At 41.1% G+C, this 14,806-nt stretch carries 16 protein-coding genes; 10 read left to right on the top strand and 6 right to left on the bottom strand.

Going from position 1 to position 14,806, the window contains the following annotated elements:
• The first annotated feature begins 57 nt into the window (after positions 1-57).
• A complete protein-coding gene (locus AU377_RS08675; RefSeq protein WP_067406980.1) occupies positions 58-648 on the top strand; it encodes a metallophosphoesterase in 591 nt (196 codons plus the stop codon).
• 67 nt (positions 649-715) lie between these two features.
• Here AU377_RS08675 and AU377_RS08670 read toward each other — a convergent pair whose 3' ends face one another.
• Positions 716-1,102 (bottom strand): ribonuclease HI family protein, encoded by a 387-nt coding sequence (locus tag AU377_RS08670; protein ID WP_067406978.1) that lies wholly within the window; start codon positions 1,100-1,102, stop codon positions 716-718.
• Positions 1,103-1,225: 123 nt separating this feature from the next.
• On the opposite strand from AU377_RS08670, the gene AU377_RS08665 reads away from it, so the two are divergent.
• Positions 1,226-1,414, top strand: coding sequence for a zinc-finger domain-containing protein (locus AU377_RS08665; RefSeq protein WP_067406975.1), 189 nt, complete (start codon positions 1,226-1,228; stop codon positions 1,412-1,414).
• Between the two features lie 317 nt (positions 1,415-1,731).
• On the opposite strand, the gene AU377_RS08660 is transcribed toward AU377_RS08665, so the two are convergent.
• Positions 1,732-1,944, bottom strand: a complete 213-nt coding sequence (locus AU377_RS08660) for a cold-shock protein (protein WP_067406973.1) — start codon at positions 1,942-1,944, stop codon at positions 1,732-1,734.
• A gap of 166 nt (positions 1,945-2,110) precedes the next feature.
• Here AU377_RS08660 and AU377_RS08655 point away from each other — a divergent pair, with 166 nt between their 5' ends.
• From AU377_RS08655 to AU377_RS08645, 3 genes are read left to right on the top strand one after another with little or no spacing between them, the layout of a single operon-like run.
• Positions 2,111-2,740, top strand: a complete 630-nt coding sequence (locus AU377_RS08655; protein ID WP_067406970.1) for an HD domain-containing protein — start codon at positions 2,111-2,113, stop codon at positions 2,738-2,740.
• Between the two features lie 60 nt (positions 2,741-2,800).
• Positions 2,801-3,184, top strand: a complete 384-nt coding sequence (locus tag AU377_RS08650; RefSeq protein WP_253724437.1) for a CidA/LrgA family protein — start codon at positions 2,801-2,803, stop codon at positions 3,182-3,184.
• Complete coding sequence (locus tag AU377_RS08645) at positions 3,175-3,870, top strand: LrgB family protein (protein WP_067406967.1); 696 nt, start codon at positions 3,175-3,177, stop codon at positions 3,868-3,870. Before AU377_RS08650 ends, AU377_RS08645 begins: the two co-directional genes overlap by 10 nt.
• 75 nt (positions 3,871-3,945) lie before the next feature.
• On the opposite strand, the gene AU377_RS08640 is transcribed toward AU377_RS08645, so the two are convergent.
• Together AU377_RS08640 and AU377_RS08635 are read right to left on the bottom strand one after the other, a co-directional pair.
• The gene (locus tag AU377_RS08640) at positions 3,946-5,298 is read right to left on the bottom strand and encodes an S-layer homology domain-containing protein (RefSeq protein ID WP_067406963.1); all 1,353 of its coding nucleotides are present in this window, start codon (positions 5,296-5,298) and stop codon (positions 3,946-3,948) included.
• A gap of 246 nt (positions 5,299-5,544) precedes the next feature.
• Positions 5,545-6,081, bottom strand: a complete 537-nt coding sequence (locus AU377_RS08635; protein WP_067406961.1) for a transcription repressor NadR — start codon at positions 6,079-6,081, stop codon at positions 5,545-5,547.
• Between the two features lie 127 nt (positions 6,082-6,208).
• On the opposite strand from AU377_RS08635, the gene AU377_RS08630 reads away from it, so the two are divergent.
• Positions 6,209-6,883: an RluA family pseudouridine synthase gene (locus AU377_RS08630; RefSeq protein WP_067406959.1), complete on the top strand. Its 675-nt coding sequence runs from the start codon at positions 6,209-6,211 to the stop codon at positions 6,881-6,883.
• Between the two features lie 62 nt (positions 6,884-6,945).
• Here AU377_RS08630 and ilvA read toward each other — a convergent pair whose 3' ends face one another.
• Positions 6,946-8,214: a threonine ammonia-lyase IlvA gene (gene ilvA, locus AU377_RS08625; protein ID WP_067406957.1), complete on the bottom strand. Its 1,269-nt coding sequence runs from the start codon at positions 8,212-8,214 to the stop codon at positions 6,946-6,948.
• A gap of 493 nt (positions 8,215-8,707) precedes the next feature.
• Between ilvA and proB the strand changes: the two genes are divergently transcribed.
• On the top strand, positions 8,708-9,790 hold the full coding sequence (gene proB, locus AU377_RS08620; protein ID WP_067406955.1) for a glutamate 5-kinase: 1,083 nt from the start codon (positions 8,708-8,710) through the stop codon (positions 9,788-9,790).
• A gap of 13 nt (positions 9,791-9,803) precedes the next feature.
• Positions 9,804-11,051 (top strand): glutamate-5-semialdehyde dehydrogenase, encoded by a 1,248-nt coding sequence (locus AU377_RS08615; RefSeq protein ID WP_067406953.1) that lies wholly within the window; start codon positions 9,804-9,806, stop codon positions 11,049-11,051.
• Between the two features lie 54 nt (positions 11,052-11,105).
• On the opposite strand, the gene AU377_RS08610 is transcribed toward AU377_RS08615, so the two are convergent.
• Positions 11,106-12,161, bottom strand: a complete 1,056-nt coding sequence (locus AU377_RS08610; RefSeq protein ID WP_067406951.1) for an acyltransferase family protein — start codon at positions 12,159-12,161, stop codon at positions 11,106-11,108.
• A gap of 227 nt (positions 12,162-12,388) precedes the next feature.
• Here AU377_RS08610 and AU377_RS08605 point away from each other — a divergent pair, with 227 nt between their 5' ends.
• Both AU377_RS08605 and AU377_RS08600 read left to right on the top strand, forming a co-directional pair.
• Positions 12,389-14,053: a sensor histidine kinase gene (locus AU377_RS08605; protein WP_067406948.1), complete on the top strand. Its 1,665-nt coding sequence runs from the start codon at positions 12,389-12,391 to the stop codon at positions 14,051-14,053.
• Positions 14,046-14,744, top strand: coding sequence for a response regulator (locus AU377_RS08600; protein ID WP_067406945.1), 699 nt, complete (start codon positions 14,046-14,048; stop codon positions 14,742-14,744). The genes AU377_RS08605 and AU377_RS08600 overlap by 8 nt, the downstream gene beginning before the upstream one ends.
• Positions 14,745-14,806: the final 62 nt, after the last annotated feature.

Genomic DNA, 14,806 nt, shown 5'->3' with positions numbered 1-14,806 from the left:
ATACTGAAAGACAGGGAATACTTATTCATCAAAACATAGTAGTGGAGGCTGCGAATTTTGCAATACGCAATTTTAGGAGATATACACTCATCTAAAGAGGATTTGGAAGAAGTACTAAGGCAAATTTCAAACGAAGCGCCTGGGGCCATTCGGATCGGTACAGGTGACATTTTTGAGTGTACAATTAGTAAAAAAGACGTAACAGCACACAAGTTTACTAATTTAAAAGATGTGATGATCCTCCCTGATGGATTTGTGGACTTGTTAACGTTCGTTTCTGTAAGGGGCAACCAGGAAGAACGTATTTTACTGTTGACTGAAACAGACGAACAGCTTCGAGAAAAGTTAGCAATCATGCCCGAAACTTACGAAGTCGGGCGGGCGGAAATCATTCATGGTCATCAATGGGAGTGGGGTGGAGAGCCGTGGGATTTAATGCAAGCGGAAACTTCAGCGCCCATTACTTTTTACGGACATAGTCATCGATCATCATGGACGATGGACGGCGTTCTTCAAGAAGTCGAATTTGGCAAAGCTTATGAGCTCAATAAGTCTAATATACTCGTCAATGTGGGTGCGGTAATTGGTAACCGTGAATGGGTGTTATACGATGCGGAAGGCGAGACGCTAACATTTATGAAAGCGTAAAAAATAAGCATGGCCAAATGGCTGTGCTTATTTTTTGAAGGTTATAATCCTCGGGTTTAGGCGCATGTTAATGTCTACGGATCGCTTCCCTTGCGAGGGCATCCGCTGCCCGATTTTGTTCGTCTGGAATCCATTTGATAAAAAAGAAATCAAATGTTTTAGTGAGTTCTAAGATTTGTTGTAAATAAGGTTGATATTTTTCGTTTTTTACAAATTCTTTTTCAACCGCCATGACGACAATTTGGGAATCAGATCGTGCGGAGACGATTCCGGTCGTCAATTGGGCTGCTTCTTTCAAACCTTTAATTAAGGCTTGGAATTCAGCACTATGATTGTCCGTTGGCTCAATGGGCTCGGAAATTTTGATATGATGGCCTTCGCCTTTTATAAAGATGCCAATGCCGCTTTTACCGGGGTTTCCGGCACTCGCACCGTCAACATATAATTCGAGCATATCTACACCTCATCTGTTTACAGTGGGACTCTCCACTGACGGAAGTTTACTTTCAGTATAGCATATGGGGCTTGCGATGAAGGATGTTCCGTATTAGAATAAAGTCACCTTGAGGAGGTTTGTATGGAAAAAGCGATTGTGATTACGGAAATTCATGAAATTCTTGATACGTATTGTGAAAAGTGTTTGGTGAAAACGCAGTTGGGGAAAGAAAGAGGAAAAGCGGGTGCGCATCAATTTTGTATTAGCATGTGTACGATCGGTGAACATCTTCAATTTCTAGGGGAAGAAATGAATAAATTTACAAAATAAGATCCCGCTGAAAAAATTCTCAGCGGGATTCAGCCTGTTGAGAAACGCTCGCATCCGTCGTTGGGGCCTACAGGATGTAGGTCATGCATCCGTTGCCGCAGGACGCGGCGCACTTTAGGATGCCTTCCAGTTAAAGCTCGTCCGCTCATGAACTTTTAGTTCTATTCGCGTCTTCGCTCGACTTCGCGCGGGCTCGCAGGATGCGAGTCATGCAAGCGTCGCGACAGGACGTCGCGTACTTAGCCTGCCTACCTTGACAAGCGTTTTCAATCAGGTTGAAGGTTATATTAATTACCTATTTATCATTTCCGAAAAATTTATGAATCGGCTTCCATTTTTAAGACATTAGCTGCCTGAGGACCTCGGTTCCCTTCGATGATTTCAAAAGAAACAGTTTGACCTTCATCAAGCGTTTTAAAACCTTCCGATACAATACCAGTAAAATGGACGAATACATCTTCTCCATCTTCAGCTTCGATAAATCCGTAGCCTTTTTCGTTGCTAAACCATTTCACCGTACCCTGGTACATGTACACTCCTCCTCGGCGTTTCACAAATGTCCTAACCAATGTTTACATGGTTGCACTAACTATACATGAATCGACAACTTGCGTCAACAATATGGGGCACTATTTTGAATTGAGTGGAAAATCCCCTCGATGAACTTCGGAAAAATGATGGTACTAGGAGGAGCTTATGAAAACATTAATTGAAAAATGTAAAGATGTTGTTGAAGATCTTTATCATTCATATGACGCGAGTCACGATTTTGACCACATCCAACGTGTATTAAAAAATGCGGAAGAGATTCTATTACATGAGCCATCGGCCGATCGGGAACTTGTAATAATTGCAGTACTTTTACACGATGTTGAAGATATTAAATATCAAACGGAAGACGGGCCAAAGATCACTGACATTTTACACAATGTCGGTGCAAATGAGCAACTCATTGAAAAAGTGGTCGCATGTATTGAAAGCGTATCGTTCAATGGAGGCAACTCGAAAGAGATTACTTCGATCGAAGGGGCGATTGTTAGGGATGCGGATCGACTCGATGCGATCGGTGCAATTGGCATTGCACGTGCATTTGCTTTCGGAGGAGCGAGGGGACGAAAGTTGTATGATAAGAATGAGGCGGCACGTGAGCAAATGTCTGCCCAAGCGTATCGCACGAAAAAAACAGCGACAGTCACACATTTTTATGAGAAACTTCTCCTTCTAAAGGATTTGATGGTAACAGAGGCTGGCAAAAGGCTTGCACAGCAGCGGCATGATTACATGATTGAATTTTTGCAGCAACTTGAAGAGGAGATTGGTGAATAATTCCTCTTTCCAATATGTTATAATGTCTGGAAGTTTAGTTGTAGAATAGGCGGTGTTTGGTTGAAGTTTTTAATGATTTTTCTTCAGGTCCTTGTATTATTCGGATTTTCGATGGTGGGCAATTGGCTTCAAAATCTATTACACTTGCCATTGCCTGGAAGTATTATCGGGTTGATTCTTGTATGGCTTTGCCTCATGTTGAAAGTTTTTCCATTACGCTGGATTGAGTCAGGCGCACTTTTTTTTCTATCATATTTACCACTTTTTTACATACCCGCCGCGATCGGCATTATGAATTACGGACAAGTTTTTATTGGAAAAGGGGTATTGCTCGTTATCATCGCTATTTTTAGCACTTTTTTAACGATGTGGCTATCGGCCTGGACGAGCCAATGGATTGCGCGTCAATCTGAAAAGAAGAAGGGGCCGACGCCATGCAAATGATGCTATTAGCTACACTATATGCCGTCTTAACAGTCGGCGTTTATGTTGTCATGAATTGGGTTTATGTTAAGTATCGCCGTGATTTTCTATTTCCGATTTTAACTTCATCGGCAATTATTATAATTACACTTGTTCTTTTCAATATTCCGTACGAAACGTATATGACGGGCGGCAAATGGATCGATATTCTGTTAGGTCCAGCCATCGTTTCGCTCGCCATTCCTTTATATAAGCAACGGGATTTACTGAAACAGTATTTATTTCCTATTATCGGCGGTGTCATTGTTGGTGTGTTCGTAGGCATGATTAGCGGTGTGTTTTTTGCAAAAATCTTTGGTTTTCCAAAAGACATCGTCATGTCGATCTTACCTAAATCGATTACAACGCCTATCGCGATACAAATTACCCAAAGTCTTGGCGGATATGCATCTTTATCCGCAGCTTTTGTGATGATCGCCGGATTTTCTGGTATTCTTTTTGGCCGCATCTTTTTAAAATGGATTCGCATAGACTCTCCAACTGGTATAGGGATTGGTTTCGGAGCGGCTGCGCACGCGTTAGGCACATCGAAGGCGATCGAAATAGGAGAGCAAGAAGGATCAATGAGCTCCGTCGCGATGACGCTATGTGCGGTTGTTGGTTCGATTATTGGCCCAATCATTGCTTGGATATTTTATTTAGGATAGGCCTGAAATTTTCAGCCATAGAAAACCGCTTCCAAAACTAGAAAACTGTTTTGGAAGCGGTTTTTAAATGACCTTTTATTCAAAGTTTTTTAAGGGAATAGAAATTTCTATTGGCTTGATTGTAGAATTTTCCTTAATTTCTCCTCTTTGAAATGTTACTTTTGCATAAATATTTCCATTTGTTGTTTGTACGGACGGGTATAACACTTCAACTACTTCAATTGATGCGCCAGGCTTAAGATGATGCTCTGAGACGTCTTGAGTACATGCAGCTACAGTATGCCATTTACTTCCTATGTTGACTTGACCATCCTCAGTTTCAATAAATAGTTTGGCAGAAATTCCTGGATCACATCCATTATAGCCTACATACGGAATGGTTTTACTACTGACATTGGTTGCTTTTACTTTTGCGTATATCTTCTCATCCGAATGAGCTAACATCATTTCAAATTGTACTCCATCCTGCTCGATCGACTTTTTTAGAGTAAACTCAGGTTTAGTTGTATGAAATTTTAATGTCATAGGTTCAGCCAAAGGATTTCCTGTTTTTGATTGAATATCTTTCGTAATGTATAGAGCGTAACTCTCATCAAAATCATAAAGGTCAACTAAATGAAGTTTGACTGATTTTGGATTATAAAACAATGGTTCAACTGCACGTACTTGTTTATCACTTTCACTTACAGCATAAATATTCTCATAAAGGCTTCTTTCATCAAGTTCATCGTTAAACTCGATAACCCATTCATGATCTATGTCTACCTCTATCATCGAAGCTCCCTTTTCCCAGCCTGAAATAGATTTAATGGCGAGGGTCGGAGTATCTCTAAATGAAGGCTCTAATGCACGCGCCAAAAACGCGGAAAACTGTCCTCGGGTAATAGGTAGATTGGGGCGATAAGTCCCATCAGCATAACCATTTGCAATGCCTTCTGCAGTGACATTTACTATAGATTGATAGGCTGCCATCCCAGGTGAAACATCCTTAAAGCTAGTTGTTTTCTCATCTGCCATGTCAAATGCACGATTTAAGAAGATAGCCATTTGTCCACGTGTAACAGGTTGACTAGGTCGGTATGTTCCATCTTGAAAGCCAGAAATTATTCCTCTTTCAACAGCTGACGCAATATATCCAGATGCTACCGCAGTAGGTTCAACATCATTGAATATTGTCTTTCTCTGCTCTCCATTTAAATCTAGCGCTCGACCGATCATAATAGCCGCTTGTGCACGAGTGACAGCATCATTCGGTTTGAATGAACCATCGGAGAAGCCTGAAATCACATTTCTTGACGTTAAGAACATAATTTCTTTCGTAAACCTGTCTCCTGTTTTAACGTCATTAAACCCTGCTGCTTGTCCCGTGATTGGCGCAATTAGTCCGATCATAAGCATGAAAATTACTGAATTGACTAAAGTCTTCAAATAAATAGCCCCCTTTAATTACTAGTATAGCTGGAAGAAATTTCATTTCCCTAGTACAAAAGAATTAATTCTGAGTACCGCCTTTTAATTGGTATAAATTAGCCATTTACTCTTATCATAAAGTTTGACATCACTTTTATATCTATAACGAAGAAAACACCATCTTATGAAAGATGGTGCAGGTTCGATAGACCTTTTGTATAAAGGTTTTGTATCACACTAAATTTTCATCCAAATGACAATCCGTCATTCGACGAGAATACCCGCTTTTAATAACGCTTCTTCAGCATTTTTAATATTTTCTTCTTTGTCTGCAACGATCGTATGCAGATGAATGCTGCCCTCCGCAAGATTTGCCAAATACACAGCATTTGCCTCATTAATCTTTTCCATAAATTCTTTGACTTCACTGCGATTTGAAACCATAATGGATGCACTTAAATCACCATAGACAGGATGTTCAATTTTTACATCTTTCACAGTTACACCGTGATCGACTAGAATATTTAATTCCTCTTCTGTTTGGTGAGGATCATGCTGACAAACAATAGATTTTTCAATTTTCTTTGGCGTTGAATCCGTGTGCATATACAAATAGCCTTGACTCGTCGCAATGATTGGCTCGTCTTTTGCCTTTAATAATGTTATATCACCAACAATTACTTGACGGCTCACATTTGTTAATTCGCCAAGTTCTTTTCCCGTCATCGGCCTAAGGGAATTTTGCAAGGTCGTCAAAAGGAGTTGACGACGCTCGTCTCCATGCATTTTTTCATTGCTCATTTTATATCACTCTCCGCACTGCCATTTTACCATATGCATTCATGAGGACCGTCATCTTTGCTTCCTTCCGTAAGCTCGATTAAAATGAAATAGGATCGATTTAATAAAAAGGGAGTACAATTTACATATGGACATTAACATTCTTTACGAAGACAATCATTTACTTGTTGTGGAAAAACCTGTCAATATCCCGGTTCAAGCAGATGACAGCAAAGATCAGGACATGCTAACTATTTTAAAAGAAGATTTGAAAGTCCGTTACAATAAACCCGGTAACGTCTATCTAGGATTAGTCCATCGTCTTGACCGTCCAGTTGGCGGTGTGATGGTCTTTGCGAAAACATCAAAAGCGGCATCCCGTCTTTCGGATGTCATTCGCAAAAACGAATTGGAAAGAAAGTATGTAGCGGTCGTTCGAGGGGTACCGAAACAGAAGAAAGCACAACTCACACATTATCTGTTTAAAGACACAAAAAAGAACCAAGTATTTGCGGTAGCACAGAATGATAAGCGTGGGAAAAAAGCAATCCTCGATTATGAAATGATCGATACAGATGGCGAGTTGAGCTTATTATCCGTTCATCTTCACACCGGACGCTCTCATCAAATTCGCGTCCAGCTGTCAACTTCTGGTTTCCCGCTTTATGGCGATCAAAAATACGGCCAGCATGTCAACAAACCCGGACAGCAAATTGCCTTATGGGCACATACACTCTCATTTCCGCATCCGACAACAAAAGAAATCATCACCGTTCAATCATTCCCGCCAAAAGAGTATCCGTGGGATCTTTGGACTATTTAAAATAGGACTGTCCCAAAACGAAGAGCCAAGCACTTCTGGGACAGCCCATTTCTTACCGTTATTTAGATCAGTAATCCGAATAGGCTGCTATCTTTGTTTACTTCTTGGAATGGGAATCCGCATTGCTTCATCCGTTCAATTAAGCCAGGATAATCCTCTTTGTTTTTTACTTCAATGCCAACTAGTCCCGGTCCATTTTCTTTATTATTTTTCTTCGTATATTCAAAGGTTGTAACGTCATCATCAGGTCCTAACACATTGTCTAGGAATTGACGCAAAGCACCAGCACGCTGTGGGAAATTGACGATAAAGTAATAGAGCAATCCTTCGTGAATTAAAGATTTCTCCTTGATTTCCTGCATGCGGCCAATATCATTATTTCCACCGCTCACGATACAGACGACAGATTTTCCTTTAATTTGCTCTTTGTAAAAATCGAGTGCTGCAATCGGCAAGGCACCTGCTGGTTCGGCAATAATGGCATGTTCGTTGTACAAATCCAAAATGGCTGTACAAACTTTACCTTCTGGCACAGAGATCATATCATCCACATATTTGCGGCAAATGCTGAACGTTTGCTCACCAACACAGCCAACCGCAGCACCATCTACAAATTTGTCGATAGACGCTAATGTTGTGACTTCATTATTCTGGAAGGACGCTTTCATACTTGCTGCGCCCGCTGGCTCAACGCCAATCATTTTTGTGAAAGGTGACAAGTTTTTAATGTATGTGCTAACGCCAGACATTAAGCCGCCCCCTCCAATACTGGCAAAAACAAAATCAATGGGTTCTTCAATATCATTCATAATTTCTACCGCAACAGTTCCTTGTCCGGCAATCACTTCATGATCATTGAATGGATGAATGAATATTCTATCTTCTTTGCGTGTTAAGGTCATTGCTTCATTGTATGAGTCATCGAATGTATCACCGGTTAAAATGATTTCTACAAATTCTCGACCAAACATTTTGACTTGGTTAATCTTTTGTTTCGGAGTCGTTTGTGGCATGAAAATTATTCCTTTAATTCCGAGATGTGCACAAGCATAAGCAACGCCTTGGGCATGGTTGCCGGCACTTGCGCATACAACCCCTTTTTCCCTTGCATCTTTCTCAATGGACTTGATTCTATAGTAAGCGCCGCGCAATTTAAAGGAACGGACGTATTGTAAATCTTCCCTTTTAATATAAACATGGCAATCGTATTTTTCAGAAAGGCGTTCATTTCGCTGGAGAGGGGTATGAACGACGACATCTTTTAGTAATTGATTGGCGATTAAGATATCTTCAACTTGCACTGGTTTTACATCTGATTTTGTTACTTGCATGACTCCATCATCTTCCTTCATTATCATTTAAATATTAAACAATGTTATCATGAAATACATGCATAACACAAGAATGTTCTTAATTATGTGCATTTTTTAATATGATCTGGAAAATAAGCTGCGGACTTTAGAAAAACCCCCCTTGACATTCCATTCTTCTGGTGTATGATAAGTAAAAATCATTCGATAATTCGATAATTTGAACGTCCAACGTCGGAATAGTATGCAGAACGAACATGGTCAGAGAGCGAAATTTACCAGCTGAAAGATTTCGCCGTGGATCGTTGCGGAACCTGCCGGCAGAGTCCTTTATGAAAATAGAGGCGCACACCTCAGCGTTACGAGGAAGCGGGATGTCGTCATTGACGTCCAATTTTGGTGGTACCGCGGAAGCAAAGCCCTTTCGTCCTTAATATTGAGGATGAATGGGCTTTTTTTATTTAATTTAAATCGAGCGAACGTCATTAGGCGAAACGAGAAATGGGGGATTTGCGTGCGAAAGCAGCGGATTGTCGTAAAGATTGGCAGCAGTTCACTGACAAACGATGTTGGTGAAATTGATCAAGAAAAATTTGATGATCATGTGGGCGCGCTTGTGCAGCTGCGTGAAAATGGTCATGAAGTCATCGTTGTTTCTTCAGGAGCGGTGGCGGCGGGATTTGCGGGCCTAGGGTATCCCGCTCGCCCCTTAACGATTAAAGGAAAACAGGCCGCGGCTGCGGTCGGACAGGGTATCTTAATACAATCATATCGAGAAAGGCTTGGGCAACATGGGATTATACCTGCTCAAATTTTACTGACACGGGATGATTTTTCCGATCGGGATCGTTATAAAAATGCATTTGCAACGTTAACGGAATTGCTTGCGCGAGGCATTTTGCCGATTATTAATGAAAACGATACGGTTGCAGTTGACGAACTGACTTTCGGAGACAATGACATGCTATCTGCGCTCGTTGGCGGATTTCTGCATGCGGATCAGCTTATTATTTTAACGGATATTAACGGTCTGTATGATGCAAACCCGCGTACACATCCAACCGCAAAACGATTCGACTACCTTGAAGAAATTACGGATGAGCAGCTATCTGGTGCTGATGAAAATGGCTCAAGTGTCGGAACGGGTGGAATGAAATCAAAGATCCTGGCAGCAAAAACAGCGACATCACTTGGGGTAGCGGTTTTTATTGGAAATGGAAAAGGGCATGAGAAATTGGTGGAAATTGCGAAAGGTAAAGGGGATGGCACTTATATTGCCAAGGCAAAACTTTCGAAAATCAATACAAATCGGCAGTGGATTTATTTACATTCTGAATCGACCGGCAAGTTGTATGTCGATGAAGGTGCCGAAAAAGCGATTTTGCATAATGGCAAAAGTCTCTTACCCGCAGGTGTTTATAAAATAAAAGGTGCGTTTCGTGAAGGGGATGTTGTAGAAGTATTTGGTCGCAAAGGGTTGCTCGGAAAAGGAGAAGTGCAGTATTCGGCGGAAGACTTGAAAGCTGAGATGGCAACACGGAACCGCCAGGCGGCATCGGTGGAAGTCATTCACCGGGACCGTTGGGTGAAAATATAAGGGGGAATCGATCATGAGCGAAGCAGTTGAAAAAGGAAAGTTGGCTAAGCATGCGAGCTATGCACTCATAGATGTTTCATCAGCTGAAAAAAATGAAGCCTTGCAATTCATCGCACAGCAATTATTGTTGGACCAGGAGTCGATTTTGGCCGAAAATCAAAAAGATTTACAAGCGGGGAAAGAAAATGGGCTGACAGATGCTATTTTAGATCGTATCCTGTTAGATGAAAAACGGATACAGGCGATGGCAGATGCGATTCAACAATTGATCGAATTGGAAGATCCGATCGGAGAAACACTTGAAAAGATTCAGAAAGACAATGGACTGCGCATTGAAATGAAACGAGTACCGCTCGGTGTCATCGGCATGATTTATGAAGCACGTCCAAACGTGACGGTCGATGCAGCAACGCTCGCTTTAAAAACGAGCAATGCAGTCGTATTACGCGGCAGCTCGTCTGCAAGACACTCAAACTTGGCACTTATTCAATCCATTCATCGGGCGCTTGAAAAAAGCCTATTGCCAAAAGAGGCTGTTCAATTGATCGAGGACACGAGCCGGGAAGTGGCAAAAGAATTATTTAAGCTCAATGATTATCTGGATGTACTCATTCCAAGAGGTGGAAAGCAACTCATCGAGACAGTCGTGCGAGAAGCGACAGTTCCTGTTATTGAAACGGGCGCTGGTAATTGTCATATTGTGGTCGATGAAACAGCGGATTACAAGATGGCGGAGGAGATCGTTTTAAATGCGAAAACACAACGTCCATCCGTTTGTAATGCGGTTGAAACGATTTTAGTGCATGAACAGTGGTTTACAAAATATGGAACCCAGCTCATTGAAGCGTTGCAGCGCAATGGTGTAGAAATCTACGGTGATGCGTCTGTTGTGCAAGCATGCAGCGATGTGAAACAAGCGACAAATGAGGACTGGGAGACGGAATATTTGGGGCTGACAGTTAGTGTGAAGCTCATTTCCTCTATTGGAGAAGCGATCGATCACATTCACCGATATGGCACGAAACATTCTGAAGCGATCGTAACAAACGATGACCGGAATGCAGCGATCTTTTTACAACGAGTAGATGCTGCCGCGGTTTACCATAATGCGTCAACACGATTTACGGACGGTTTTGAGTTTGGTTATGGGGCGGAAATTGGCATCAGTACACAAAAGCTCCACGCACGCGGACCAATGGGACTGAAAGCGTTAACGTCAAGTAAAGTGGTCATTTACGGCGAAGGGCAAGTAAGAGTTTAAGGTTCTCGAAACAAAAAGCTGAACCCGCAAAAAAAAGTCGGGTTCAGCTTTTTATTATGCAGTTGCGGAGGGCAATTTTCCTTTTGGCGGTAACTCTCCTAGCAATAGTTTACCTTTTGGCATCAAATTCTTAATCGTGATCGAGACGAGAATCGGTATGAATAAGCCAAATGCTGTAAATCCGATGATGCCATAAGTGAAGTAGTCATTCATTAATATATCTACAAAAATATGCAAGTACATAATGGTCAGTGAGTGTTTCTCAACTTTTTGTAACGAGACAAGTGATACACGTGATGTAATGAACTGGAATAGGCCTACAAATGTAACAGTAAATGACAGTGGAATGACCAAATCCAGAATGAAATGATCATAGCGTAAAAATTTCATGCTTAAATGATAATCAATCACATGGAAATGATCGAGTAATACCGCAATAACACATCCTGCAATTCCCACAAACATCCATTTTTTTGATATGCCCATCCAGAGATTTTTCATGTAATACCCAAGGGCAAAATAGACGATTGCCATCAAAGCGACATCGATATTCCAAATCATTGGAATTTGTTGGGCGGCGGCAGCTGGTGAACCGCCGATGACATGCATAGCAAAGATGCTTTCCAAATGAGCAATGATATAGAAAATCGTTAGAATGATGATTTGTTTTGTGCGATCAAAGTATTTGGTTAACCCTAAGAAAAACAAATACGTAAAGAATAAGGTTGTCACAAACCAGAAAACCCCGTAGGCTCCTCGTATAAAACGACCCCCTATGACAAGCGTCCACAAATCATTGGCATACCAGGTTAAATCCCGATTCCCCGTACCAAATTCAATGCCATATCGAATGAGTGTAATACTGATCAGGAAAAATAAATAAGGAACAATGAGTTGCATAAATCGTTTGTGAATGGCATTTTTCATTTGCCCTTTCTCTACTACAGGCTTGAAAAATAAGCCGCTCAAAATAAAAAAGGCAGGCATATGAAACCAATAAATATACTTTGCAAGTGGAAAATCAAGCTGACCGGGATAATGACCAATGACGACAAGAATCATTAAAAACCCTTTCATCACATCGACCCAGCCTAACCGTTTATTTTTCATAAACATCACTCCAAAAAATAATCTGTTCTATTGTATACCCGAAGATCTTGTTTTTGGAGGGATGTAACAGCATTGAAATAAGATTGATAAATAAGTGAAGGTTTTTTAATATAATTTTAATGAACGGGCAGACATGATATTTATTTTAATAACTACTGACAATCACGTAGAATAGAGAGTATGAAAGACATGCTCTATTGAAGTCCCATTTTTAAGGAGTAGGGAAGATGATATCTGTTGATAAAAAGAAAATTAAATATCTTCAAGGCAAGCCAAACACTATTATTCACTTCAAAATGAAAATGATTTTACTAGTCGGCGCGCTTGTCTTGGCCATCATCGGCGTGATCGGACTTTTTGTTGATCACTTTCTGTCGGACACATTAGAGGAACAAGTAGGAGATCGTGCACTAAGTGTTGCGGAAACCGTTGCGCGTATCCCAGAGCTCGTCCATGCATTTGAACAGGAAGATCCCGCTTCTATTATCAATCCGATTGTTACGCCTATTCAACAAGCGACGGGGGCCGAGTTCATCGTCGTAGGCAATCAAGAAGAAATTCGCTATGCCCATCCAAACGCTGACAAAATAGGGGAGAGAATGATAGGAGAAGACAATGAAAAAGCATTAGTCTATGGACAGTCTTATGTGTCTAAAGCAGTTGGATCATTGGGCAGTTCTTTAAGAGCAAAGGTGCCGGTCTATTTAGACGGAGAAATTGTTGGGGTCGTTTCGGTCGGCTTTTTAGTCAATGATATTCGAACGATTATCGAATCGACAAACAACTATGTTTGGCTCGTTTTATTCAATATCGCCATCGTTGCCATCATTGGGGCAGTCCTCATTGCCTCGTATATAAAAAAAGTGTTATTAGGCTTAGAGCCGGAAGAGATTGCGCATTACTATTTTCAAAAAGAGACGATTCTTCAATCGACGCATGAAGGCATTCTCGCAGTGAATCAGCATGGCATCGTTACAATGATGAATTTGGCAGCGGAGCGGATGCTATTTGATGAAGCGACTCCTCCGCAACAGTATGAAGGGAAAATGCTAAAAGACATCGTGCCGGCGCATCGATTAGTAGATTATTTGCAAAATGAAAATGATGAAATGGACCGAGAAATGCTGTTAGGGAAAACAGTTGTTTTTGCCAATAAAGTGCCCATTTACTATGAGAACCTGTTGATGGGAACTGTTTTTACGTTTCGAAATAAAACAGAAATTGATTTGTTAACAAAGGAATTAAAAACGGTTAAACAGTATACGGACGCTTTGCGGGCCCAAACGCATGAATTTTCGAATAAACTTTTTACGATTCTCGGATTGTTGCAATTGGATCAACAAGAAAAAGCCATCGCCTATATCCAGAGTGAAAGTTCCCTTCAAAAAAACTGGATCCATTTATTAATTCGAAAAGTGGCAGATCCAATGGTAAGCGGACTATTATTAGGGAAATTAAATCAAGTACATGAGCTAGGCATTGATTTTACAATTGAAGAAGGGAGTAGACTTGCATCCCGTTTAACTGAAAAACAAAGTGAAGCGTTATTAACAGCGATTGGGAATTTCATGGACAATGCGATCGATGCGGTGAAAAATAATCCGTCAGCCGATCAAAAAATCTCTATTTCTTTTACAGATATCGGGAATGATATACTATTTGAAATCGAGGATTCAGGCGCGGGTGTACAAGATACGGATGTCCATAGAATTTTTGAGCAAGGCTTTTCATTAAAAGAAGGAGAACACCGCGGATTTGGGTTGGCGCTCTCCAAACAATTGATCGAGAGAGTAAATGGCCATGTTTTTTTAGAACAGGGTGACCTTGGAGGCGCGCGTTTTGTTCTTTCAATTCCGAAAAAAGCATATGAAAGGGGAGTAGAAAATGAGTGATGGGATTGGCGTATTGATTGTAGAAGACGATTTTCGGATCGCGGATATTAACCGGCAGTTTGTTAATCGAGTAGAGGGATTTGCGGCGCTAGAAGTTGTTAAAACAGCCGAGGAAGCACTTACTTATTTGCGGAGTCAAGCCGTTTTGCCAGAACTCATTTTGCTGGATGTGTACATACCGGACGTAGAAGGCTTAAGTTTGTTTTGGACATTGCGAAACGAGTTTAATGAGATTGACGTAATTATGATGACGGCAGCCAAAGAAGTAGAAACGATAGCAGAAGCACTTCGCGGCGGTGTATTTGACTATATGGTGAAGCCTGTAGATTTTGAACGATTTGCACAAACATTGGGTAGGTATCATGCTCAAAGGCATGTTTTACAGACAAAAAAAGAACTGGATCAAGAAGAAATTGACCGTTTGACCGGCTTACAATTCACTGTGACAGCGCAGAAAGAAAATGAGGAAATACTGCCAAAAGGCATCGATCAGCTAACCTTAGAGAAGATCAAAAAAGTACTGCAGCAAAATGGTGAAGAAGGTGTTACCGCATTAGATGCAGGGAATGAAGTGGGCGTTAGCCGTTCAACTGCGCGGCGTTATTTAGAATACTTAGTGTCGATCAAAGAAGCAGATGCGCGTTTGAAGTATGGCGAGATCGGACGTCCGGAACGGAAATATGTGCCGTGAACAAAATGAACAAAACACCCATAATGATCAATAGGGATTTTAGTTGAATAAACTTATCCATG

Source organism: Sporosarcina sp. HYO08, from assembly GCF_001563475.1.
In the GTDB taxonomy this organism is placed as follows: Bacteria; Bacillota; Bacilli; order Bacillales_A; family Planococcaceae; genus Sporosarcina.
Note: the sequence above shows the minus strand (reverse complement) of the source record. Positions and strands in the feature narration are given on the sequence as shown.

Coding starts and splice junctions, on each gene's coding strand:
- AU377_RS08665 (WP_067406975.1), top strand. CDS start 1,226: ATGGAAAAAGCGATTGTGATTACGGAAATTCATGAAATTCTTGATACG.
- AU377_RS08605 (WP_067406948.1), top strand. CDS start 12,389: ATGATATCTGTTGATAAAAAGAAAATTAAATATCTTCAAGGCAAGCCA.
- AU377_RS08610 (WP_067406951.1), bottom strand. CDS start 12,161: ATGAAAAATAAACGGTTAGGCTGGGTCGATGTGATGAAAGGGTTTTTA.
- AU377_RS08670 (WP_067406978.1), bottom strand. CDS start 1,102: ATGCTCGAATTATATGTTGACGGTGCGAGTGCCGGAAACCCCGGTAAA.
- AU377_RS08660 (WP_067406973.1), bottom strand. CDS start 1,944: ATGTACCAGGGTACGGTGAAATGGTTTAGCAACGAAAAAGGCTACGGA.
- AU377_RS08645 (WP_067406967.1), top strand. CDS start 3,175: ATGCAAATGATGCTATTAGCTACACTATATGCCGTCTTAACAGTCGGC.
- AU377_RS08630 (WP_067406959.1), top strand. CDS start 6,209: ATGGACATTAACATTCTTTACGAAGACAATCATTTACTTGTTGTGGAA.
- AU377_RS08635 (WP_067406961.1), bottom strand. CDS start 6,081: ATGAGCAATGAAAAAATGCATGGAGACGAGCGTCGTCAACTCCTTTTG.
- AU377_RS08615 (WP_067406953.1), top strand. CDS start 9,804: ATGAGCGAAGCAGTTGAAAAAGGAAAGTTGGCTAAGCATGCGAGCTAT.
- ilvA (WP_067406957.1), bottom strand. CDS start 8,214: ATGCAAGTAACAAAATCAGATGTAAAACCAGTGCAAGTTGAAGATATC.
- AU377_RS08655 (WP_067406970.1), top strand. CDS start 2,111: ATGAAAACATTAATTGAAAAATGTAAAGATGTTGTTGAAGATCTTTAT.
- AU377_RS08600 (WP_067406945.1), top strand. CDS start 14,046: ATGAGTGATGGGATTGGCGTATTGATTGTAGAAGACGATTTTCGGATC.